Origin of the sequence: Bacillus sp. CGMCC 1.60114 (assembly GCF_042676365.1) — a bacterium.
In the GTDB taxonomy this organism is placed as follows: Bacteria; Bacillota; Bacilli; order Bacillales; family Bacillaceae_G; genus Bacillus_A; species Bacillus_A rhizoplanae_A.
Window position 1 is genome coordinate 305,287 of the sequence record NZ_JBHTHG010000084.1, and the last position, 23,277, is coordinate 328,563.

Annotated in this window: 23 protein-coding genes and 4 pseudogenes; 5 read left to right on the forward strand and 22 right to left on the reverse strand. The window is 36.8% G+C overall.

From position 1 onward, the window contains the following. Positions 1-30: 30 nt before the first annotated feature. From ACFQZ1_RS13290 to ACFQZ1_RS13300, 3 genes and pseudogenes are all read right to left on the reverse strand, one after another. The gene (locus ACFQZ1_RS13290) at positions 31-3,591 is read right to left on the reverse strand and encodes a peptidase G2 autoproteolytic cleavage domain-containing protein (protein ID WP_377882656.1); all 3,561 of its coding nucleotides are present in this window, start codon (positions 3,589-3,591) and stop codon (positions 31-33) included. A 459-nt stretch (positions 3,592-4,050) separates the two neighbouring features. Then, positions 4,051-4,785 (reverse strand): DUF975 family protein, encoded by a 735-nt coding sequence (locus tag ACFQZ1_RS13295; RefSeq protein ID WP_377882657.1) that lies wholly within the window; start codon positions 4,783-4,785, stop codon positions 4,051-4,053. A 278-nt stretch (positions 4,786-5,063) separates the two neighbouring features. Beyond that, positions 5,064-5,207, reverse strand: a pseudogene (locus ACFQZ1_RS13300) (T7SS effector LXG polymorphic toxin); the annotation flags it as partial. Positions 5,208-5,218: 11 nt separating this feature from the next. Here ACFQZ1_RS13300 and ACFQZ1_RS13305 point away from each other — a divergent pair. After that, a pseudogene (locus ACFQZ1_RS13305) lies at positions 5,219-5,551 on the forward strand (hypothetical protein); the annotation flags it as partial. 12 nt (positions 5,552-5,563) lie between these two features. Here ACFQZ1_RS13305 and ACFQZ1_RS13310 read toward each other — a convergent pair. From ACFQZ1_RS13310 to ACFQZ1_RS13335, 6 genes and pseudogenes are all read right to left on the reverse strand, one after another. Further along, entirely contained in the window at positions 5,564-5,995 is a 432-nt protein-coding gene (locus ACFQZ1_RS13310) for a YrhA family protein (protein WP_377882658.1), read from the reverse strand. Positions 5,996-6,011: 16 nt separating this feature from the next. After that, positions 6,012-6,314, reverse strand: a complete 303-nt coding sequence (locus ACFQZ1_RS13315) for an HNH endonuclease signature motif containing protein (protein WP_377882659.1) — start codon at positions 6,312-6,314, stop codon at positions 6,012-6,014. A gap of 166 nt (positions 6,315-6,480) precedes the next feature. Then, positions 6,481-7,250, reverse strand: a pseudogene (locus tag ACFQZ1_RS13320) (T7SS effector LXG polymorphic toxin); the annotation flags it as partial. A 298-nt stretch (positions 7,251-7,548) separates the two neighbouring features. After that, positions 7,549-7,797: a DUF4176 domain-containing protein gene (locus ACFQZ1_RS13325; protein ID WP_377882660.1), complete on the reverse strand. Its 249-nt coding sequence runs from the start codon at positions 7,795-7,797 to the stop codon at positions 7,549-7,551. Between the two features lie 190 nt (positions 7,798-7,987). Beyond that, positions 7,988-8,182 carry a hypothetical protein gene (locus ACFQZ1_RS13330; protein WP_377882661.1) on the reverse strand — a complete coding sequence of 65 codons (195 nt, stop codon included), beginning with the start codon at positions 8,180-8,182 and terminating at the stop codon, positions 7,988-7,990. Positions 8,183-8,184: 2 nt separating this feature from the next. After that, the gene (locus ACFQZ1_RS13335) at positions 8,185-8,922 is read right to left on the reverse strand and encodes a WXG100 family type VII secretion target (protein ID WP_377882662.1); all 738 of its coding nucleotides are present in this window, start codon (positions 8,920-8,922) and stop codon (positions 8,185-8,187) included. Positions 8,923-8,953: 31 nt separating this feature from the next. On the opposite strand from ACFQZ1_RS13335, the pseudogene ACFQZ1_RS13340 reads away from it, so the two are divergent. Then, positions 8,954-9,175: pseudogene (locus ACFQZ1_RS13340) on the forward strand (IS3 family transposase); the annotation flags it as partial. 88 nt (positions 9,176-9,263) lie between these two features. Here the strand turns inward: ACFQZ1_RS13340 and ACFQZ1_RS13345 are convergent. Genes ACFQZ1_RS13345 through ACFQZ1_RS13360 form a run of 4 tightly spaced genes read right to left on the reverse strand, consistent with a single transcriptional unit; the run spans position 9,264 to position 11,925 of the window. Further along, on the reverse strand, positions 9,264-9,656 hold the full coding sequence (locus tag ACFQZ1_RS13345; RefSeq protein WP_377882663.1) for an immunity 50 family protein: 393 nt from the start codon (positions 9,654-9,656) through the stop codon (positions 9,264-9,266). A gap of 18 nt (positions 9,657-9,674) precedes the next feature. Then, entirely contained in the window at positions 9,675-11,249 is a 1,575-nt protein-coding gene (locus tag ACFQZ1_RS13350; protein ID WP_377882664.1) for an HNH/endonuclease VII fold putative polymorphic toxin, read from the reverse strand. Continuing rightward, positions 11,246-11,608 carry a DUF3958 family protein gene (locus ACFQZ1_RS13355; RefSeq protein ID WP_377882665.1) on the reverse strand — a complete coding sequence of 121 codons (363 nt, stop codon included), beginning with the start codon at positions 11,606-11,608 and terminating at the stop codon, positions 11,246-11,248. Before ACFQZ1_RS13355 ends, ACFQZ1_RS13350 begins: the two co-directional genes overlap by 4 nt. A gap of 41 nt (positions 11,609-11,649) precedes the next feature. Next, entirely contained in the window at positions 11,650-11,925 is a 276-nt protein-coding gene (locus ACFQZ1_RS13360; protein ID WP_377882666.1) for a TIGR04197 family type VII secretion effector, read from the reverse strand. A gap of 542 nt (positions 11,926-12,467) precedes the next feature. On the opposite strand from ACFQZ1_RS13360, the gene ACFQZ1_RS13365 reads away from it, so the two are divergent. Continuing rightward, positions 12,468-13,592 (forward strand): FAD-dependent oxidoreductase, encoded by a 1,125-nt coding sequence (locus ACFQZ1_RS13365; RefSeq protein WP_377882667.1) that lies wholly within the window; start codon positions 12,468-12,470, stop codon positions 13,590-13,592. Positions 13,593-13,811: 219 nt separating this feature from the next. Further along, complete coding sequence (locus tag ACFQZ1_RS13370; protein ID WP_377882669.1) at positions 13,812-14,240, forward strand: SgcJ/EcaC family oxidoreductase; 429 nt, start codon at positions 13,812-13,814, stop codon at positions 14,238-14,240. Here the strand turns inward: ACFQZ1_RS13370 and tnpA are convergent. From tnpA to ACFQZ1_RS13400, 6 genes are all read right to left on the reverse strand, one after another. After that, the gene (gene tnpA / locus ACFQZ1_RS13375) at positions 14,237-14,383 is read right to left on the reverse strand and encodes an IS66 family insertion sequence element accessory protein TnpA (RefSeq protein WP_377882670.1); all 147 of its coding nucleotides are present in this window, start codon (positions 14,381-14,383) and stop codon (positions 14,237-14,239) included. The two genes, ACFQZ1_RS13370 and tnpA, sit on opposite strands and share 4 nt — an antisense overlap. 399 nt (positions 14,384-14,782) lie before the next feature. Beyond that, on the reverse strand, positions 14,783-15,913 hold the full coding sequence (locus ACFQZ1_RS13380) for an alkene reductase (protein WP_377882671.1): 1,131 nt from the start codon (positions 15,911-15,913) through the stop codon (positions 14,783-14,785). Positions 15,914-16,199: 286 nt separating this feature from the next. Beyond that, positions 16,200-16,340 carry a hypothetical protein gene (locus ACFQZ1_RS13385; RefSeq protein WP_377882710.1) on the reverse strand — a complete coding sequence of 47 codons (141 nt, stop codon included), beginning with the start codon at positions 16,338-16,340 and terminating at the stop codon, positions 16,200-16,202. Continuing rightward, the gene (locus ACFQZ1_RS13390) at positions 16,327-17,016 is read right to left on the reverse strand and encodes a polysaccharide deacetylase family protein (RefSeq protein WP_377882672.1); all 690 of its coding nucleotides are present in this window, start codon (positions 17,014-17,016) and stop codon (positions 16,327-16,329) included. The genes ACFQZ1_RS13385 and ACFQZ1_RS13390 overlap by 14 nt, the downstream gene beginning before the upstream one ends. A 70-nt stretch (positions 17,017-17,086) precedes the next feature. Continuing rightward, a complete protein-coding gene (locus tag ACFQZ1_RS13395) occupies positions 17,087-17,752 on the reverse strand; it encodes a TVP38/TMEM64 family protein (protein WP_377882673.1) in 666 nt (221 codons plus the stop codon). A gap of 19 nt (positions 17,753-17,771) precedes the next feature. Further along, complete coding sequence (locus ACFQZ1_RS13400) at positions 17,772-18,947, reverse strand: MGDG synthase family glycosyltransferase (protein WP_377882674.1); 1,176 nt, start codon at positions 18,945-18,947, stop codon at positions 17,772-17,774. Positions 18,948-19,716: 769 nt separating this feature from the next. Between ACFQZ1_RS13400 and ACFQZ1_RS13405 the strand changes: the two genes are divergently transcribed. Beyond that, the gene (locus ACFQZ1_RS13405; protein ID WP_377882675.1) at positions 19,717-20,562 is read left to right on the forward strand and encodes an AraC family transcriptional regulator; all 846 of its coding nucleotides are present in this window, start codon (positions 19,717-19,719) and stop codon (positions 20,560-20,562) included. 804 nt (positions 20,563-21,366) lie between these two features. Here the strand turns inward: ACFQZ1_RS13405 and ACFQZ1_RS13410 are convergent. The 3 genes from ACFQZ1_RS13410 to ACFQZ1_RS13420 all read right to left on the reverse strand — a co-directional run bounded on the left by ACFQZ1_RS13410 (position 21,367) and on the right by ACFQZ1_RS13420 (position 23,163). Beyond that, a complete protein-coding gene (locus ACFQZ1_RS13410; RefSeq protein ID WP_377882676.1) occupies positions 21,367-22,071 on the reverse strand; it encodes an alpha/beta hydrolase in 705 nt (234 codons plus the stop codon). Between the two features lie 281 nt (positions 22,072-22,352). Beyond that, entirely contained in the window at positions 22,353-22,520 is a 168-nt protein-coding gene (locus ACFQZ1_RS13415; RefSeq protein WP_377882706.1) for a PCYCGC motif-containing (lipo)protein, read from the reverse strand. A gap of 133 nt (positions 22,521-22,653) precedes the next feature. Then, positions 22,654-23,163, reverse strand: a complete 510-nt coding sequence (locus ACFQZ1_RS13420; protein ID WP_377882677.1) for a carbonic anhydrase — start codon at positions 23,161-23,163, stop codon at positions 22,654-22,656. Positions 23,164-23,277 lie beyond the last annotated feature (114 nt).

Here is a 23,277-nt window from a genome sequence, read left to right on the forward strand (position 1 = left end):
CCTCTAAAATAAATACACTATGCTCACTCCCTAACGAACCAAAACCAGAATTTGATTAGGACCTGTACGTTTTAATACAAAATATCCTTTCTCCGATTTTGTTGCAATTCCATCATCATTTGACCAACAATATCCATGGGTTTCACAAGTCCCATCGTCTCGAACCAGTATTTGACCAATTAATCCGACAGGTACCCATTCTGGACGATTTACACGAGAGATATACTCTTCATAAGGATTCCATTCTGGATTGGGTATAGGCTGCATTATTTTTCTTTCTGGAGTGATTATATTTCCTTCTCCATCCCTTTGAGCTGGAAGGGTAACTTCATGGTATTTTCTTCGTCCCCATTCATCAGTCAGATATTTTCCCTGCCAGCGTAAGCATCCACTATTTCCTAGCAGACCTGGTGTTGCACTTGTTATTCCCAAAATAAACAGATCATTTGAAGTGGCCTTTCGAATTTTATCTTCTGTCGATACAGTAACGAAATAGCCAACAGCAATTGAGTTTCCATCGGCTGTTTCAAACATTTCTGCGTAATCACCAGCTGGAGTTAAATATGCTCCATCCACGAACATATTGCCGTTATTCAAAAGTTTTCCAACTAGACCTGTAACATCATAGGCTACTGCTCCGAAAGCCACATTCCACGAATAAGTTGGGTCCCCATCTGTAGCATTAACAGCTCCATTTCTACCCATAATATGGGCTCCTTCAAAACCATTTGCTGTTGTACTCAATCCTTCAGTATGAGATAAATCCCCACTAGCAATTGTACCTGATCCTTCGGCATGGGCCGCAAAGCCACTTGCCCTTGTACCGCTACCTTCTGCGTGGGAAGAATCCCCACTGGCAATTGTACCTGTTCCTTCGGCATGGGCCACAAATCCACTTGCCGTTGTACCGGCTCCTTCTGCGTGAGAAGAAGTTCCACTCGCCGTTGTATTGGTTCCTTCTGCGTGGGAAGAAGTTCCACTTGCCGTTGTACCGTTACCTTCGGCATGGGCTGCAAATCCACTTGCCGTTGTATTATTTCCTTCGGCATGGGAAGAATCGCTACTTGCCGTTGTACCTGATCCTTCGGCATGACTCCCCTGAGCTAAAGCGTTAGTAGAAACCCCTTCTGCATGGGCACCAATTGCATTTATATCTGTACTTGTTGATATGCCCTCCGCATGGGAAGCTTGCCCATTGGCGGTTGTACTAAAACCTTCAGTATGGGAATTGAGCGCATTCGCTCTCGTAAGTTGACCCTCGGCATGTGATGCAAAGCCACCAGCTATTGTACTAACACCTTCTGCATGAGAAAAATCACCTGTTGCTTGCGAGCCTGGATTGACTGTAATATCAGAAGTCCCACCCTCAGCATGAGAAGCAAACCCACTAGCTGTCGTATTCACTCCTTCCGCATGAGAACTAGATCCACTCGCTAATGAAAATGCTGCATTACCATTTTGATCAACACCACCGCCTTCAGCATGAGAAGCTCTTCCACTTGCTGTATTCCCTTCTCCTTCAGCATGAGAGTTAGTTCCACTTGCAATTGTTTGTTGCCCTTCCGCGTGGGAATCTGCTCCTTGGGCTTGTGTATTATTTCCTTCAGTATGAGATCTATCTCCGCTGGCTATTGTACTTTGTCCTTCAGCATGTGAATTAGATCCACTCGCTGTTGTACTTTGTCCTTCAGCATGGGCAGCAGTTCCGCTGGCGGTTGTATTTTGACCTTCAGCATGAGCAGCAGTTGCCAATGGTCCTGTAGACGTATTTTGGCCTTCCGTATGGGATGCAGCTCCATTTGCTGTTGTACTGTCTCCTTCGGCATGTGAAGCATTCCCACCTGCAGTTGTATTTTGACCTTCGGCATGTGAATTAGATCCACTGGCAGTTGTATGAAATCCTTCCGCATGGGATGCAGCTCCATTCGCTATTGTAGTGTCTCCTTCGGCATGCGAAGAATTCCCACCTGCGGTTGTATTTTGACCTTCGGCATGTGAAAAAGATTCACTCGCCGTTGTACCACCACCTTCCGCATGAGAAGATCCTCCACTGGCTATTGTTCTTGATCCCTCGGCATGAGAAGCCCCATTATTCGCCATTGTATTAAAACCTTCAGCATGGGATGCAGGTCCGCTAGCTGTTGCTTCTGATCCCTCAGCATGTGAAGCAGGTCCGCTAGCCGTTGTACTAAAACCTTCCGCATGGGATGCAGTTCCACTGACTGTTGTACTTGTAGCAACTCCTTCGGCATGCGAAAAATCTCCTGACGCTTGTGGAGCTGGATATAAGGTCATATCTGGAGTTCCTCCCTCAGCATGAGAAGCGATTCCATTAGCAACAGTTTGCCTTCCTTCTGCATGGGAACATTCTCCATTTGCGCTGGTATTACATCCTTCAGCATGTGAGGCAAATCCATTTGCAATAGTATTACTTCCTTCTGCTACAGAACATCCATTATTCGGATTAGTGCTAATACAGCTTATTCCTGTTGGGCCTGTTCCTCCTGTTGTTCCTGTTGAACCGGTTGCTCCTGTTGGACCGGTTGCTCCCGTTTCTCCTGTCACTCCCGTTTCACCAGTTGCTCCTGTTTCTCCTGTCACTCCCGTTTCTCCTGTCACTCCCGTTGGACCGGTTGCTCCTGTTTCTCCTGTCACTCCCGTTGCACCTGTTGCTCCTGTTTCTCCTGTCGGGCCCGTTGCACCAGTTGCTCCCGTTTCTCCTGTCGATCCCGTTGGACCGGTTGCTCCCGTTTCTCCTGTCACTCCCGTTTCACCAGTTATTCCTGTTGCCCCAGTAGGGCCGGTTGCTCCCGTTTCTCCTGTCGGGCCCGTTGCACCAGTTGCCCCTGTTTCTCCTGTCACTCCCGTTGCACCTGTTATTCCTGTTGCTCCGGTTGCTCCCGTTTCTCCTGTCGATCCCGTCGGACCGGTTATTCCTGTTGCTCCCGTTGGACCAGTTGCTCCCGTTTCTCCTGTCACTCCCGTTGGACCGGTTATTCCTGTTGCTCCGGTTGGGCCAGTTGCTCCCGTTTCACCAGTTATTCCTGTTGCCCCAGTAGGGCCGGTTGCTCCCGTTTCTCCTGTCGGGCCCGTTGCACCAGTTGCTCCCGTTTCTCCTGTCACTCCCGTTTCACCAGTTATTCCTGTTGCCCCAGTAGGGCCGGTTGCTCCCGTTTCTCCTGTCGGGCCCGTTGCACCAGTTGCTCCCGTTTCTCCTGTTGCTCCCGTTTCTCCTGTCACTCCCGTTTCTCCTGTTGCTCCCGTTTCTCCTGTCACTCCCGTTTCTCCTGTCACTCCCGTTGCACCAGTTGCTCCCGTTTCTCCTGTCACTCCCGTTGCACCGGTTATTCCTGTTGCTCCGGTTGGACCGGTTGCTCCCGTTGGACCTGTTGCTCCTGTCAGTCCTGTTGGACCTGTCGCCCCCATCGGGCCAGTTTCACCTGTTGCTCCCGTTTCTCCTGTCGGGCCCGTTGCACCAGTTATTCCTGTTGGGCCTGTAGGGACCGTGAATGGTGGAACTGGAGGTAAAGTAGGACCAATCGAACTTGGATCTAATGCAGCGGCACGTAGAATTTCATTTTCTTCTGACATACATCACCTCCAAAAAGTACTTATCATATTAAATAAATGCGTTACGGAAACATTTATGCCAGGGTTAGCTCTTTTTCACATTCAATCTTATTAATTGAAGCTTAGAATATTTCCCTTATAAAAAATAAAAAAATTCTTCTATAACTTTCCTAATATAGTCATAGCTTGATAGCGATGTGATGCTACCCTAAAAGGGTGATACATATTATACATGACTAATATGTATCACCCTTTATTTTTTATGACTTTTTACAATTTAAGCCTTGAATAGTCAGTTTGAATGTACGGATGCTTCGTGAGTTAAAATAGAAGAAGCTTTCCCAAAAGGTCGTTGAATTACGACCTTTTGGAGAAAGCTTCTTTTGCATAAATAGGTTACTTTTTATAGTAACGTTTTGAAATGTCTTCGTACATTGTACTGTCATCGTATAGAGATATAAAACAAACAATACTCTCCTTCTAGTTAACTGTTTTCTCTTCCATAACTGTATCTCTATTCACTAAATTCAAGTAGAAATGCGATACCGTTGTAAAGTAATACGGGTAAATCCAAAGAAACGGGATACCAAATGTAAAAAATGCAATAGCAATTCCTAAAATAAACCATCCGATAAGACTTAAAGACAGTATGAATAAATCTAATTTATGCCCTTTCATCATTTCTTGACTCTTTTTAAGCGCTTCGCTCGCCGTATATTCTGGATGATCTAACATAATATAGTAAGCCATGGAATAAGAGAAACCTTTTATAATACCGGGAACAATTAACAATAAGCTCCATAAAAATACGTATACACCCATTAAGACAGCTAACTTCATAGATTTAAATACATTCTTTTTTCGAAACCCTTCAAATAAATCATCAATTGTAGTAGTTTCTTTTTTCGCTAAACGCAATGTAACATTAAAATACCCATAAGTCATAATGCTTTGTACACCTATTAAAACAATACATATAATAGCGAAAGTAAGTACATAAGAAACGGCGCCTACTGCATTTAACGTCTCTTCTCCTGTAACCGAAGCGCTAGTATTCATGATTTCACTGAATAAGAAGCCCAGGAAAAAAAGGGGAAATCCTATAATAAACATACCGATACTAGACATAACATAATACAGAAACGATGCCCCTGCTCCCAGTCCCCATCTACCTTTTAACGAAGATAAGGCGGCTTTTTTAAAGTCACTGATCATTTTAATCCCATCCTTCAACTTATTTGTTACCACTTATATGAATAACAATATTACATAGGGAATAATAACATTTTTTGACAAGATTAACATTATGTATATGTTTTTTTATTAGTATCCAAATAAAAAAAGAAGCTGTTCTTAAAGTTTTGCTACTTCTTGTAACCATATTTCATACTAAGTAAATACCTCTTTCTCTGTTAACTTTTAAAATTAGATTTATACTAAAAAAAGTGCATGTCATAAATACACGCACTCTTTCCTCTTATATCCTCACCTTTAGAGATATAATTGAATTCATGCAGATGTTCTAATTTTTCCTGAAGCTTTCGTTTCATCGCATCAAAAATATTCACCATAACTTGCATACCTGGAAGGGTTCTACTAATTCCTTCAATACCTGCTTTCGTTCGCTCGATTTCTCGGTAGACTTAGGTGGAGGACAGTGGGGGGGAAATATGATCCGTCTTATATTCGATTCGAGAAGAAAAGCACTGTTGATTCATCTATTGTAGGAAAACGTGTTGTTTCTAAAGTTGATAATCTACGTTTCTATGATTCTCCATCTTGGCAAGATAAAGATGGGGCTGGAAGTGTTGATGCAGGACTTGGATTTACAATTGATGAAAAACTTATGGTGAAAAGCTCTCTTCAGTATCGAGTATATAATAGCCATGGAAAAACTTTTTATATTACAGCTAGTGATTGGTGTTTATATGAGGTAGAAATTGTAAAAGAGCATTCGCTAAATGGAATGCTCTTTTTATAAAATGAAATTAATTTACAAAACATTCTTTATTGCTTGTTCGACCATTTCATTAAAGCTATTATATTCCTCCATTATATCTCCAGTTGGCTTATCTAATTCAAAAAAAAGCTCGCTATCAACATCAAAACAAAACCAAGCTATACTTGAATCTCCAAAAAATAAATAGTTATTGTCCCACTCATTTTCTCTCCATATTTCATTTGCTGCGATAAATCCATTATTATCATCATTAGGATTAGCGTTATAGATAACTAAACCATTAAAGTCTAATCCATTAGCAATCTTTAAAAAATGTTCATATTCATTTACCCATGCATTCTTTTTTACATTGCTGGATACCCAACTTTTAATGGTTTGAATTGATTCATCACTAGCAGATTGCATTATTGATTTTCCTCTTTTATTTTTTATTTTTTCTATATCTGAAAGTAACTCTAAAATCATACTAGCACCTCAATCATTATTTTTTTAATGGATAAACAAAGCCATCTGGTATAGGCCATTTAATCGTTGTTGACTCCCCGACCTGTAAACCTTTTGTTAATTTTTTTTGTGAATTAGTAAGCACTTTATGGTAAGGATCATTTTCAATTAAAATTAAGTTATCAAAATCATTTGTTCCACCATCATCTAAAGGTAATTTATGATGAACTTGATACCCCTCAGGAACGGCACCTATTTTCATATCTTCAATGTCCTCTATTTTTATGCCAGCTTCACGTAGCTGTTTAACTTTTTGTTCATCATTAGCCAAATATTTCAAAAAGTTTTTTCTTACTGAAAAACTGTCTTCGTAATTGCTTCGCTTCCTCTCTATTACGTTTTGTATAAATTACTTCCTTCTCAAAAATATCTTTAAGTGTAATATCTTGTCCTTTTAATTGCCCTACATGTTCCACACCTTTTCCAGATGCGCTACTTAATACGGTATTTTTGTCACTACTAGTCTTAATATGGAAATCTTGAAACATAGGGATTTCACTTTTAAATGAGCTTATATCTGCAAAAGCAAGTCTATCTCCCATATTTAATTTACTTGCAGCCCGGGACATGCCTTGTGAGAATTTTGAGATATTCGCACCTTTTGCTAATGTAGTTACTTTACTTATTTTACTTATTCCTTTATCACCAATCAGTCCTAATCCTACTTGTGCTAGGACATAACTTCCCCACTTTGCACGACTTTCAGCATCACCATTTATTACATCATTAATAAATGAATCTGATAAGGTATTCCACATAGCAGGAAGAGTCTCGTCTAAGTGAGTAACTGCATGCCCCATATTCTCCCACGTTTCCCATTTACCAAGTGCTACTATACCATCTATCGTATCTCCAACAGCTTCCCCTGCACCTTCTACAATACCGCCCAAATTTTTTCTCCAGTAGATTTTTCCGGAAGTTTACCGCACATTGCGCCTTCTTCAATTAAATTCTCAGCTTCACGAGCCTTATTTTCTGCAATTTCTTGAATAGATGCCGTCCACCCCATATTCAATCCTTGAGTGGTAAATGTACCGCTAGCGGCATTAAAACCTTTCCCGCTTTGAACTTCCGCAAGACCTTGCGCGATGCTGGCAGCTAGTTGGAGTGCTGTATCATAATTACTACTAGAAGTATAATTGAATTCATGCAGATGTTCTAACTTTTCTTGCAGCTTTCGTTTCATCGCATCAAAAATATTTACCATAACTTGCATGCCTGGAAGAATACTACTAATTCCTTCAATACCTGCCTTCGTTCGCTCAATCTCTCGAATTTGGTCTAGTATTTCGTGTTCGATGACATCTGTCGAAGCTACCTTTGATTGAAAATCATTTGGAAAAGCATCATTTTGGCGAATTAACTCTTCACACAAGTAGATAATTCCTTGGGCTAAAGGACGGAAGGTTTGTGCAAAAATACCTATATAACATAATGCAAAAACACCTCAGAATTCATCCAAGGTGTTCAATGCGTTTTTTACTAAAAGGATATATTATAAACAAAAACTTCATTTACATCTCTAACAATTTTTCACGTAAAACTAATTCACTTTCATTCATATAACCTCTATGTAATTCCTCTACAATTTTATCGTGATTAAAGCACAATACTTTTTCATCACCTAAGTAACCAACAGGATAAGGAACACCTACATAGTCAAAATCACGTTTATCTACTGAAACAACCATTCTTCCGATAATCATTATAATTGGTTCTACAGCTTCTAATTTTACAACTGAGCCGATAGGTAATAGTTTCATTTATTTATTCTCCTTTCTCCTTTTATAAAACCGTTCTACTAGTATTGAAGCACAAAAAGTGAATGCTCCTATGCAAAGTATAATTAGGGTTGTTAATAATTTATTTGAAATAGTACTTGTAGAAAGTAGCATTATAACGATTGGTGGTAATACACCTAGAATAATTAAAATTCTTCCTTGTTTGAGCAAACTAGTTATCTCCATTCTTTTTAAATTTGCTAGTTATACACTCTAGTAAGTTTGTAGTACCAAAAGATAAGGAGGCTAGTATAAGCACAAAAGCAATAAGAGCTAACTTTTTCTCCCATCCATAAGGGGCAAAAAGGCTAAATATAAGTAAAACTGAAAACCCAACAATCTTAATAATTCTTGCATGTTTAAACATGTTTATTCTTCCCCCGGTTTAGTAAATTTAGCAAATATCCCACCACCAACTTTTCCACCGCCAACATACAGACCAGTTTCTCGACCTGCACGTAATTTGTAACCGAATGTCCCTATTCCAAATTCGCCTCGTATTTCAATATCATATTCACCAATAAAAGGAATAAAATCAGGGATGTCAATCTTCTTTAAAGCTAATTCGTATTTATGAATCGTTAACTCTGCATCATCTTTAAATGTGTAATCCTCAATTCCGTAATCTAAAGAACCATCTAAGAATTTCTGTGTCACCTGCAGCTCTGTATTATATATACTATTAGTTGAAATGGAGTTTTCTAAGCCGGTAATCCCTACCTTACCTCCAATGATGTTTCCTGTAAAAAAATCTTCTTTTATTGTATTAAAGCTATAAGGGGCGTTTAAATCAACTTCCCCATGACCAGATTTAAATGAAAACTCATTGCCTTTTGAAATAGCGTATTGTCCTTCGATTAAATTTCCTTCTGCTTTTCCTCCAAGACGCCCATCTGTTTTCCATTCTGCTGAACCTACAAAAGTTTTGTATCCTCCTTCAAAGGGTTTCACAAATTTCGCAGAAGATGACATGAAAGCTAATTTATCAACTTCACGAGCTTTATCTTCTGTGACTTTTTGAATAGATGCCGTCCACCCCATATTCAATTCTTGTATGCTAAATGTTCCACTTGCAGGACTGAAACCTTTCCCGCTTTGAACTTCCACAAGACCTTGCGCGATGCTGGCAGCTAGTTGGAGTATATCTCGTAAAGAAAACTGTCACGACAACGCCGTTATTAAAAATTTCTTTGGCATCATAAAATCAGAATTTATTTATCTAAAAAAAATTTGAAAATGTTGAACACTTAAGCAAGAACTAGCAAAACACATAAATTACTACAACAACAAACGAATTAAAGCTAAACTAAAAAGCATGAGCCCGGTACAATACCGAGCCCATGCCCAGAAAGTTGCCTAATGAAATAACCTGTCTAACTCTTTTTGGGGTCACTTCACATATAAAAATATTAAAATGAGTGCACTATATTATCTGTTTCTCATCAAAGTTATGGTAATCCTATTAAACCTGGAGTTACCCCTTCTACTCTTGCCCACTCAAATAAACACTCAACTATCATTTGATTCTTACACTTAATTTTTAATAAACCTCCTTCTGCTGTCGTATTTATTTCAAAATAATCAATGATATTTTCTGTACCTAAACCTTCTATTGTTAAATTACGAATAGTATAGAAAGATATTTCTACATAAATTACATCCCACTTATTCCATCGCTTTGGCTTATTTTCAACATTTTCTTTTGTCATCAATTGGATAACTAATGTAGGACCATCTCTTTTAAGACGCACATCTAATAACTCTGATTCTTCAAATTTTGGTATTTTCCCAAAAATACTAATTAGCGCCTGTGGATTTAAAATTTTAAATTGATCAATCATTTTTATACTCCCTATTTTCTATTTTTTATTTCTCTTCTCAAAATAATAATGATCCGCCATCCCATCTACCTGTCCTGTTCGTGTATTGTATTCAGGTCTTACATTATGATGAGGCGGCTGATCTCCAATACCACCTTGCCCAAAATCATGACCAGCTGAATGATCCTGAATTACAATTTTTTGACCTTTTACTTCATATGTCAATTCTCGAGTCATAATAGGCTGTTTATTATCATTTAATATCCATTTACCATTACTATCTGTTAATGGCACCATTTTTTGACTAATCGGATGTTGAGATTTAGGTATATTTAATTGCCTTTTAATTTCTTTTAAACTAGCTCCCCTAGATTCATGAGAATTTTCCCCCTCAATCTTCTTAACTTCAAAGCTTTTACTAGCATTAAAGTCACTAACCTTATCTAGAGCAGTACTTAATCCAACAGAACTTTTCATACCTTTAGCAAATACTAATGTGCTAAGAGCAGGAGAATCAAAATTAGACCTTAAAGTAATTTCACTAGTATCAGCAAAAGCAAAAGCCAGTCTATCTTCCATATTTAACTTATTTGCAACCTGGGACATGCCTTGTGAGAATTTTGAGATATTCGCACCTTTTGCTAGTGTAGTTACTTTACTTATTTTACTTATTCCTTTATCACCAATCAGTCCTAATCCTACTTGTGTTAGGGCATAACTTCCCCACTTTGCACGACTTTCAGCATCACCATTTATTACATCATTAATAAATGAATCTGATAAGGTATTCCACATAGCAGGAAGAGTCTCGTCTAAGTGAGTAACAGCGTAACCCATGTTCTCCCAGGTTTCCCACTTACCAAGTGCTACTATACCATCTATTGTATCCCCAACAGCTTGTCCTGCACCATCCCAAATACCATCACCAATTTTCTCTAATAGGGATTTTTCAGAATTACTATCACTCACTTCAGTTTTAAGTTTCTCAGCTTCACGAGCTTTATTTTCTGCAATTTCTTGAATAGATGTCGTCCATCCCATATTCAATTCTTGTGTGCTAAATGTACCGCTGGCAGGACTGAAACCTTTCCCACTTTGAACTTCCGCCAGACCTTGCGCGATGCTGGCAGCTAGTTGGAGTGCTGTATCATAATTACTACTAGAAGTATAATTGAATTCATGCAGATGTTCTAACTTTTCTTGAAGCTTTCGTTTCATCGCATCAAAAATATTCACCATAACTTGCATGCCTGGAAGGATGCTACTAATTCCTTCAATACCTGCTTTCGTTCGCTCAATCTCTCGAATTTGGTCTAGTATTTCATGTTCGATGACATCTGTCGAAGCTACCTTTGATTGAAAATCACTGAGAAAAGCATCATTTTGACGAATTAATTCTTCACACAAGTAAATAATTCCTTGGGCTAAAGGACGAAAGGTTTGTGCAAAGAATGTTTTTGCACTGTCGTAAGTTTGCCCTTGCAGAACAGCATCAAATGCAAAAGTGTCAATCGAATTGATGACTTGCTCCATACCTTGAATGGTTGCAACGCAAAAAGCATTCATACTTTGTGATTGGGTTCGTACTTCCCCTAGATACATATTTAAACTCATGACTTCACCTCCCGTGCTAATTTTTGCCGTTGGTGGTAAAGGTCATTTTCTAAATTACTCAGGTTTCGTTTCTCCTTTAGCAACGTTTCTTTCTGATCTTCCAATTCGTGAGTAAGCCTTCGTTCAATTTGCCCGGCATCTTGACGCAGATTATGAAAGAATTGTCCTAGTTCTCTATCGTTGTGCCAAGTTTCTAAAATGCGATCAAACAAACGGCCACTTCGACCTTTCCATTCATAAAAATCTACTTCTGTTTGTTCTTGTTTTTGAATAGCGTGTTGATTTTGAGATTGTTCTTCAGATAGACTTCTTAATTTTTCGTTCAGTTGATTGATTTGTTTTTCTATATCTTGACTCATCTTTTTCCTCCTACTGTTTTACATTTACGTAGGCTGTCATATCAGCGAAAAGTTTTTTGAAGTTCGTTATCCATACGCTCAAACTCTTGGGCTACAGAATGAATGTTGTTAACCGCTTGTTGAAAAGTGGCATAAAACTGTTTGGTTAAGTCTAAAACTTGTTGATTGGCTTCTTGTGCTTTGGAGTTAACAGACAACGTTGTACGTTCCGACTTAGTTATGGATCTATTTGTGGCACTTTGAACCGTATCAGCAGCTGTCCCCATTTGCGTCGCGATTTGTTCTGCCGTTTGAAAATTACTTTGAAATTGTCCCATCGCTTGAATCCTCTCTATATTTTTCTGTCCAGTCTTTCAGAGTTTCCTTGAAATTTTTTGACTTCTTCATAACGTAATAAACTATGAAAATTATACCATATGAAAAAACGAGGATTTCATGAAAAATCTCCAATTATTGTATATTATTTTTTCTTTTTTGTACCTCCTCAAAGCACTTAACTGTGTTACATATGATAGTTTCTCCGTCCTCTACACATTCTCTCTATTGTAGCCTGTGTCTATCTTCGCATAATGATAAAACATAAAGGATTTGTCTTCATCTATTCGAATATACTTAGAAAACTCTAAATGCCTACTTCAACGTAACTTTCTATTTGCACTTTCATATAATCGTCTAGTTGATAAAATTGCTCTTTAGAAAATTCAATTTCTAATTCAATGAATACATGATTAAATTGTAAACGCTCAGTCCAATCGGATATGAGGTAGTCCATTTTTTGAAAAAATTCATTATTCATATTATTTATAGGTAAAAACCTATACTATAGTAATCAATCATCTTTTATGAAAGGGTGTATATAATGAAACAGCAAATCAAAAAAGTTCTTATTATCGGCGGTGGAATAGGTGGACTATCTGCTGCAATTGCTTTAAGAAAAAATGGTTTATCTGTTACAGTATGTGAGTCTTCGAGTAGTAATTCACTTCAAGGTGCAGGCATTCTGCAACCTCAAAATTCATTTAAAGTTCTCAAAGAATTAGGTATATACGAACAATGCTTAAATAAGGGATTTCAACTCAATTCCCTAAAAATTTTTGATAAAGATGGCATGATAATAAGTGAAATTAGTGAAAGATTTATGGATGAAAACCTACCAGGTAGAAATGCTATTTGGCGTTCCGAATTAAGCGGAATATTAGTTGCAAAAGCTCAGTCTTTAGGGGTAAATATAGAATGGAATAAAACTTTAAAGTCTTATACCGAACATGAATATGGGGTTCATGTAACTTTTGAAGACAAAAGCACTCTCACTTGCGATATTCTTATAGGGTTTGATGGCATTCGTTCTAAAGTCAGAGATATAATGCTGGGACGAAAAATTAACCCTCAATTTTTAGGTATGGGATCATGGAGATTCCCTATAGAATTTCCTAAGAGTAAATCTTTTAATGAGACGCTCATGCTTCATAATGGAAGCACTAAAATTGGTATTGTACCATTGTCTGAAAGTGCAGGTTATGCTTTTATCTTGAAGCCGGTAAAGATAGATTACTGGGATGATAAAATGACACGTTATGAAAGAGTAATGAACATTGTAGATCAATTTAGAGGAGCATCCATTTTAATTAAAGAGGGGCTTTCTAAAGATTCTCCCATTATCTTTAATCTAGTTGAAGAAGTTGTATTGGAAGAGGACTGGTACAGCAACCGTGTAGTCATTGGTGGAGATGCTGCTCATGCCAGTGCACCAAATTTAGCCCAAGGAGCTGCAATGGCAATAGAAGATGCTATAGTATTGGCAGAAGAAATTGATAATCATGATTACTTTTATACAGCATTTCAATCCTATTTTAAGAGAAGGTATTATAGAGCTCAAAAAATTCAAAAGCTATCTTCAGAACTTGTAAGAAAAGAATTACTAAGGGAAGAAGGTAGTGAAAAAATTATAATGGCGTGTCATTCTTTTCTTAGTACAGCCTACTAATCCAAAATATTAAATTAGCAAATCAAACTTTATATTGTAAAAAAACCAATTTTTTGTGAATGTCTTTCCCTCACAGGAATATTCAAGTAACTGAGGCATATCGTGTTATGCCTTTTATTAAAGGTAGGAACTTTATTTCCTGTCGCTGAATAAAATAGTGTGCCTAATAGTAATAGAGAGATATAGAAAAAATCTATTTTCAAAAGGGGTAGAGCAGAAATGGAAGATCAAACAAAGGACATTCAATCGATAAAGGACTTATTTGTGGCGTTGAGCAATGCCTGGAACAAGGGGGACGGAGGCGCTTACGGCGATTGCTTTACAGAAGACGCAGATTATGTGACGTTCATGGGACAGCATTTAAAAGGGAGAAAGCAAATAGCTGAAGTTCATCAAATGTTGTTTAATGGTCCACTCAAAGGCACAACTTTGGAATCCAGTCTCACTATTGAAGTGCAGCCGCGCTTTATAGCATCCGATGTAGCCATTGTTCATGGGATCGGGGAAGTGAAATTGCCTAATTCTGCGGAGGACCCTAATGAACGGGGATCGATCAATACGAATATAGTAATCAAACAAAACGATGAATGGAAAATAACCGCGTTCCATAATTGCCGCATCCAGCAAATGCAGGGTGGTCGAAATTAATTCGGATACGAAGATTTGAACGTAATCGGTAGGTTCTGTTTTTGACACCAAGCAACTTTTGATAATCCACTATTTTTATAGTCTTGAATATAAGCTTCCCATTCTTTCTTTAATAGGTGTTTTTTCCATAATAAAACCTCCACCTTTAACAGATGGAGGTTTTTCGTTTAAAACTATTCAAGATTAAAGTTACAGAAAACAAACCAACGTTTAATGTTGTTAACCGTACCCTTTACTTGTTATCAATACATGTATATATATATATATATAATATGAACATGATATTATTGTGTCCTAAACATTCAATGTAACCTTGCAGTCACAAATCTATACTTTTTGATTTTATTGATTTACCTCTATTTTATCTACTACCATTGATGGGATACTAATTTCGCCACCCATTATAGATTTATAAGTAAGGATACCTGCAGATTTTCCTCGCACAGTAACATTATCATTTTCTAATACTCTTGATTTTATAATATCACCTGAAACGGAAGATTAAAAGGAGAACACTTTATGCGTTCTCCTTTTATCCTTATTCATATTAATGTAGTAAGATGTTGTTTCGCATCGTATTCCTCTAACCTTTCTCCACGTTTCACGCGATGAACAAAATCCGGATTAGAAATCAGAGGTCTACCAAATGCCGCTACATCAATTGTACCTTCTTGCAGCGCCTCTTCTGCCTCTCCTGGGGTTAAATTCCCCACTCCTACAATTACACCATTCCAATATTTACGGACTAGTTGATGCAAGTTTTTCCCATCAGCTATCACTTGTGTATAATTCATTGTTGAAGGGTGGATCATTGTTAGCCCTACCTCTTGAAAAACCTCTACGAAACTCCTAATTGCTTCTTCTGGATTTTCCCACATATAACTTGGGTTATCACCTTTGAATGCAGAAAAGCGAATAAGCGTTTTATCTGCACCAACTGCGCCTATTACAGCTTGTAACACTTCTTTCATAAACGTTAGCCTTTGTTTTAGGTCTCCGCCGTACTGATCCTTTCGATGGTTTGCAAATTCATAAGCAAATTGATCGATTAAGTAGCCATGTGCCCCGTGAATTTCCACCCCATCAAACCCAGCTTCTATCGCATTTCTGGCAGCTTGTGCATATTGCTTAATAACCCCTTGAATCTCTTCTATTGTCATTGCTTCTGGTGTATCAAAAGGCTTACGAAAACGCGGAACATTTCCTTGTGCTGCAATCGCTGACGGTGCTTGTGGCAAAAGTCCTCCTGTTAATTCATGATGACTCATACGCCCTACATGCCATATTTGAGCAATAATTGTTCCGCCTTCTTTATGTACTGCATCTGTTACCGGCTTCCAAGACTCAATTTGCTCCTCGGTATAAATCCCTGGAACACCTGGATTCCCCTTTGCTCTTGGGCTAATTACAATGCCTTCTGTAATGATTAGACCGACACCATCTGCTGCTCGCTTTCGATAATACTCGACCACATCAGGTCCAACTACTCCGGTGTCGTCATTGGCAAAACAACGAGTCATCGGCGCCATCGCCACACGATTCCGAAGAGACCACGCTCCTATTTGAATTGGAGTAAATAGCTTTGTCTCTTCAATATTTTGAAAAGATCCCCAATTGTTTATATTCGTACTCGCATAAATACTTGCTGCTGTTTTACTCTTTGAATTCGTCATCCTGATTCCCCCTATGCCCTTTATAATTAAATTCTAAATACTTCATTGAAATTATGAAAAATTATTTATAAACGAATCATAATTTCTCATAAACTAGCGCGTCAATTTATAAGCTCTTATCATATAACATTTGAATATTGAACAATACAAAGAAATCTCTCCATACTTGGAGAGATTTCTTTGTATTATATGCTAACCTGCTTACTAATCATTTCTCTCGCTAGAAGAAAGTTCATAATAACCCTTTTGAACTACCGCTCCATTTTGTCATCGGAATTGTCACAATTCATGTACTAACCTTTTCTTCATCATATTCCCACATACGCTGCGCTTGCTTATCACTAAAATCAATACGCTTGCGATATTCTTTTTTCTCATGTAATCGTAATCCATGTCTACTACTCAGTCTAATATCACAATTCGTCAATTCTTACACAAGACATATCTCGGCTTGATAGTTCTTTAAAGACATCTTTTAATGCATGAATGGTATTCATAGGAGCATCTTCATCCGCTCCAAAGGTTTTTCCACAATCATGCAAGAGGATGACATCCCCATTTTTTATATCCCGTAATAGTCTTGTTTTAACTTTTTCACTGCCGCCTTTACTGCTCCAATCCTCTGCCATTACCGACCATAGGATGATCTTATACTTTTTCATTAGAAAAAAATCGAATAAGTTTAATAGTCCCCATGGCGGACGATAATAGATGGGACGTTCCCCAGTAATGTTTTCAATGATGGAAGCACTCTTCCTTAAATGCCGCCTTATCGTCCAAGGGGCCATAATCCAGTTGGACTTGTGCACGTAATTATGCATTCCTATTAAATGCCCCTCTGCTTGCATTCTTTCAATTAACTCAGGGTATTGTTCCGCTTTAGAACCAACGACAAAAAATGTCGCTTTCATATTATTTACTTTTAACAAGTCCAATAGCTGCGGAGTATAAATAGGATTGGGACCGTCATCAAAAGTAAAAGCAATTTTTGCAGAAGAATCTTTCCTTTTTAATACCCCGAGACCGAGACCGGTAGTAAGAATATATGGAACAAACCAATATAATGCTAATAAGAGCAACACCAGTAAAATAACTTTAACCATTTCCTACACGATCTCCTTTCTATAATTTCTGTTCTTGCAGTGTTCATTTTAGAAGTGCTTGATAAAAGCCTTAATCCATTTTTCTTCGCAGGACAATACTTAAGATAAAAGACAAGATAAAAAGTCCGCCGCCAAGTATAAAAGGAATGAATCTTCCATAACGCACCCCTGCAAATAGGCTGCTTACCGATATGGTATAAGGCAATATCCCTAAGGCAGTCGTCCATATAAAAGCCCTTCTGTTTACGCCCAATATACCTGCCGTATAGTTGATGAAATGATAAGGAACCAACGGTACAAAACGCAGAATCAAAAGCCCCGTAACTCCTTGTTTTTGCAGCCAACAATCTATTTTTACCAGGTAAGGCTTAGCCAATGATTCAACGATTGGACGAGCGAACCAATTGGATAGATGATACGCAAGGACGGCCCCTAAGATCCCGCCAATCCATGAATAGAATCCACCTGCAACTGCACCGTATATTTCTATAAGAAAAAGAGAAACAAATTCGCCAGGCACAGGGATTACATTGACAACCGTTTGAATCAGAATACCTAACAATATCCCGAAAACACCGAGATGACGAATGGATTCAAGCCATGCTTTTGCCGATCCTGTATGAAGAAAATACAAATATATTCCGGTAAGAAGTAAGAAGATAATCAAACTTCCAATAGATAGAGAGCGAGCTGCTGGTTTCTTGATCTTGTTTGACGCAAACATTAAAATTCCCATATTTCACCTTATTAATTAATTATGAACCAAACGAATACATGAGGTCATGTCCATTGTAATTACTTTCTTTTGTATGAATAATTACTTCTACTGATGCAAACGCAGATTCTTTAGGATGAAATTGTTTCGAATTCTCCCTCATCTGTTGAAGTAGTTCTACATTGCTCAGTAATTTAGATAAATGATCCATTAAATCCCAATCCGTTTCTGCTTGAATCGCCACGCCTGAACGAACTAAAAATTTAGCGTTATCCTGTTCTTGACCGGGAATAGGTTTATAAAGAAGTATAGGCAATTCCATGGCAATTGCTTCAAAAGTACTGACTCCTCCTGGTTTTGTAATCATTAGATTGGAAATAGCCATTAACTCATGAACGTAATTGATATAACCAGTGAGATGGATATGATGTTTGGAATCCTTTAACTTTTCCTTTAATTGCATACGGAGTTTTTCATTATGTCCACAAACAATGATTAATTGAATAGGCTGCGGTAACGTATCAAACTCCTGAAAGGTAGAACTTCCATCACCAATCATGCCATAACCGCCCCCCATTACTAACACTGTAGGAATATGAGGATCTAAACCATACTTCTCAAAAATTCCCTCTCGTTCAAAGGACTGAGAAAATTGCTGTCGAATGGGAATCCCTGTATGAGCAATCCGATTCTCTTTCACGCCTAAATTAATCAGAGAATCGCGGACAATACTTGAGCCGACGATATATTGATCCGTAAAAGGATAAATCCAGCAACTATGATCTGTATGATCAGTAATGGTCGTTACAGTAGGAATATCCGTTAAACCACAGGATTTCAACTTTGACATCACAGCTGCTGCCAAAGGAAACGTACTGACTACGACGGTCGGCTGCACTTCCTCAATCAATTTTAATAATCGTCCAAAACCTGTAGAGAAAATCGTCTTTATCAAATTAGATAAAGTGTTCTCTCTCCGTGTTTTTTGATAAATATACCCATACACCTGAGGGAATTTTTTTACTCCTTCAAGGAAAAGGAAACGACTTACATGATTAGAATAGGGATGGGCCCATTCCATAAAATCAAAAATCACCGGTTCTAATGTCGGAAATCGAATTTGTATCGCTTCCTGTAGAGCTTGGGCTACTTGAATATGACCATCCCCGTAATTTCCGGTAAGGATTAAAATTTTTTCTTTATTTACTACCTTCATTGATCTCTGCTCCTTTAAAGTGTTAATGTGATTTTTATCTATGTGGTTCAAGTGCCCCACATAACCTTCATCTCAACACTAATGGCCTAACTGAAAAAGATTTCTTGGCAACATGTTTTACTGTACGGTTTGGTAATAACAATCACCTATACACAAGCCCTACCATTTTAAATAAACATTCAACCAATAAAATGACGGCTATAATATCCATAATGACATGTTGTTTTATAAATAAAAACCATCTAATCTAACAATTAGATGGCTTTTTCTATACATAATATTCTTATGTTACTTTTAATAGTATCGTTCTTTCTTCAAATTCTTTTTTTATATCTTTCCTTTCACATTTTTAGACAAAGAATCTACTGATATTAAGTAAAAAGATTTTAAATTTTAGAAATTCAAAAAAACAAAAGTACATTCTCATTTGTACCCTGTCCTGAATAACGAGAAATCACCTACTATTCAGTGGTCACATCTTAGTTACAACTAGTGATACCTTACGTTACAGGGAAAATAAGTTAAATAAATGAAAAGGATGATTTTTTTAAAAAGAATTGGCAAGTTATGTTAGAATAATACAAAATTTTCAATAGCGAAATAATAGGATTAAATAAAAAGAATATACAAACAACAGAGAACAAAGAGTTCATCTTTATTTTATATTCTATTAAAAGGTGTATTTTTTGTACCGACATTTTTAGGCATGAAATGTCGGTTATTATGATCTGTTATGTATTAAAGTGAATATTTGAAAGGGAGTAAACTTATGGATTGGCTAGAAAGAATGAATAATGCATTGGACTACATTGAGAATCGTTTGGATGAAGACATAGATTACAAGGAGATTGCAAAGGCAGCTAATTGCTCTGAGTTTCATTTCTCAAGAATGTTTTCTTCAATTTCAGGTGTGTCGCTTTCAGAATATATTAGACGAAGACGATTAACACTTGCAGCATTTGAAATTCAAAAAAGTGATATTCGAATCATCGATGTGGCGATTAAATACGGTTATATTTCTTCCGATGCTTTCTCACGTGCTTTTAAAAAAATGCATGGAATACCCCCTTCCACTGCTCGTAATAAAGGAGTACAGTTAAAAGCCTTTCCGAAAATTTCCTTTCAAATTTCTATAAAAGGTGGTACCGAGATGGACTACAGAATTGAAAAGCTCGATTTTGAGCTAAGAATTGTAGGAAAGAGTAAGCCCGTAAAAACAAGCAGCGCATTTAAAAAAATCCCTACACTTTGGAACACTGCGAAAAAAGACGGATTTATGCAAGAATTAATAGATATGTCATGGGAAAATCCCAAATGCACACTTGAAAGTCTTTTGGGGGTTTGTGGAAAAGAAGCTGCCATAACAGAGGAAGAGTTTTCCTACTTTATGGGTGTAAGATACGATGGGGAAGCACCAGCTGATATGGAAACACTCATTATTCCTGCAAGTACATGGGCAGTTTTCCCGAACATAGTGGATGCATGGAAACGTTTATACTCTGAGTGGGTCCCAACCTCTGAGTATGAACTTGCAAATTTACCATGTATAGAATGTTATTACGGTCCAAAACATAAACCAAGACATGAACTCTGGGTCCCTGTTATACCAAAATGAAATATACATTCAATAAAAAAGAAGCTGTTTATGGAATAACGAAAAAACAATTTTCAATTTAAATGCTTAAGAATTTTGGTTTTCTATATTGTGATTTTGTTAAAGTTGTAAATCTGCATTTTGCTAATGCTACTTTCATAAAAAGTCAGATATAATGTACCAACTAATAAAAAGGGGAATTTTGTTTTGAAAAAGAAAAAATATTTTCAGCATTACTTTCTTTAGGTTTAACATTTCGTGTCGGAATTACTACATTAGTACTTCCTAATAGGGGGACCGCTAGCAAATCGAACAAACCACGCTAAGTAAATTTCGCCAAAAAAAGACCCGAGTTTTACCCCGTTGAGAGTAAACCGGATCTTTTTTATTTAATGGAGGTAAATTACGTAAAATTGAAGTATATGCTACATTAAAATTGTATTCTCTTAGAAATTTTATACGCTCTCAACCTAATGGAGACACGCTAGGCAATATTGACGAATTTCTAACGTGACAAGACAACAGATTGAGGTTCAATTTCCAAACAAGCTGTAAATCGATAATATAGTTGTTTAATTTTATTATGAAAATATAAGAGCCTTGCTACAATCTAGTGTGTGGTAAGGATCTTTAAAGTTGTTTAATTTCTATACATTTAAAGGGATTTGTACTCAAAGATTATTAATAAAGTTGTTTAATTCTTATTGAACTAAAGCACCTGTTTGTTTAAGTGAATACATTTACATTTATAATGTCTCTCAAATATAATATCAGTTTATATATTCACCATTCTTCTCTAACAGGTTCAAGATAAATTGTAATTTGTTAATCGATATGTTTGTGTAACCACTGTTCAAATATCTTTAACTGTTCTTCAGTATGAAAGTAATGTTCACCTGTTTCCATAACTTCTAATTCACAACGATATTTTTTTGTAAAATAGTTAATAGTTTCAAATTCGCACAGTTCATCCTTGGCTCCATACATAATATATGTATCTGTATTCCATGTATTAATAGGATGTTCTTTTACATAGCATAAATAATCCCAATATAACTTTTGACCAATAGGTGTCTCTATAGTCATTTCTTTTTGCAAAAGCTCTGGTGTTACATTAAACCATTTCATCATATTTTCGATAATTCGTTCCATATTAACTACTGGTGATAAAAATAATGCCTTTTCTAACACATCATTTTGATAGGCTAAAAGGCTAAAATAAGCTCCCATACTACATGCAAACACGCTTACTTCTTTCCAATGTTCTTTTGCGTAATTCATAATTATAGATAATTCACTAACACAAAACTGTACTTTGCAAGGAGTATTATCATTTTTTCTTTCTCCATGCTCAGGTAAATCAAAGCTTAATACTTGATAACCTTTTTGATTGGCTTCTTCAGCTAATATTTGAATAACTGCATCTTCCTTATTTGACATATTTCCATGTACTGCAATAAAAATTTTTTCACTCTTATCTCCCCATAAAACCGTGGGAATATTACTAATTTTAAAATTATCTTTAAGCATATTTCCTCCATAGAATAAGACATATAGGACTTGGCAAAAATACGCACACGCTTTATAAGCCTCTACTCAATTTCAAACAAATCAAACTATTCCTAATTTATCACAAATGAATTATAATATCTCTCTACCTCTGTATAACAGAGTCTACTTTGTATTTAAAATCTTTCCTTTTTTCCATTTCTTCAGAAGTTACAAGTTCTTATTTTGATTCCTTATTGAGCTAATTTACTCCGTTAGTGGAAGAAGGATTTTTAAACAATTATATTATTTTTTAAATAACTTTATTGTAAATTAAACAACTTTATTATCTCTGCACACAAGCTGCACATGTCATAGCATGGGAATCCCACATTACTTTGATGTCCGGCACTTTCTCCACAGCCGCAATAACAAAGGGTTCTCGTGAGCAATTCATGGTTTTGTTTTTCTATCTGGTAAATTTGTTGAATCTGTTCAGGCTGCTTTCACGAGAAAAACGCCAACAGATTGGCGTCTTTTGTAGTTTCAAAAATAGCAGAGCCCGCGACATGTTGAAGTGATTCTTCTTCAAATAGAACCTTTAGTCCTTACAGTAGTCGTTTTTTATGAAACATCAACTTCTACTAAACTTCCTTTCTCCCTATTCATAACTAAGCTATGAACCTTAACGTGGGATGGAATCAATGGATGATGACGAATGATGTTGACACTTTTCTGTATGCCCCTAGCTACAGTTTTGCTTCCCTCTAACCAATCACTCACATTGACATTTGGAAATTCTGGCATACAATTTTGAAAAAGATAATCAAGAGTTTGTATTTCCTTATTTACTCTTCCACTCTTATATATTTTGTTAAGTAAATTTTGTTTATCCACTGTGTCCTCTTGACTCTCTGTTGTACCAACAATAAAAATTTCCTCAATATTTTCATGATAAACAACAATAATGATATCTCGCATTACATCACTGTAAGGATGTGAAATCACGGGTCCACAATTATTTAGAATTAACATATTTTTAGGATGGATATTCGTTACCTGTTGTAATAATTGTTCCAATTTTTGATCCATTTCGGTCACAAATAACACTTTTTTGTTTTCATCTAAATACATTACATTCACCCCATTGACTATTTGAAATTTATTTAAAATAATGTTTCTTTGATCACGCGTATTAGAAAGTGAATCATAATCTAGCGATTTATAAAATAAATTACTGTAAAACGA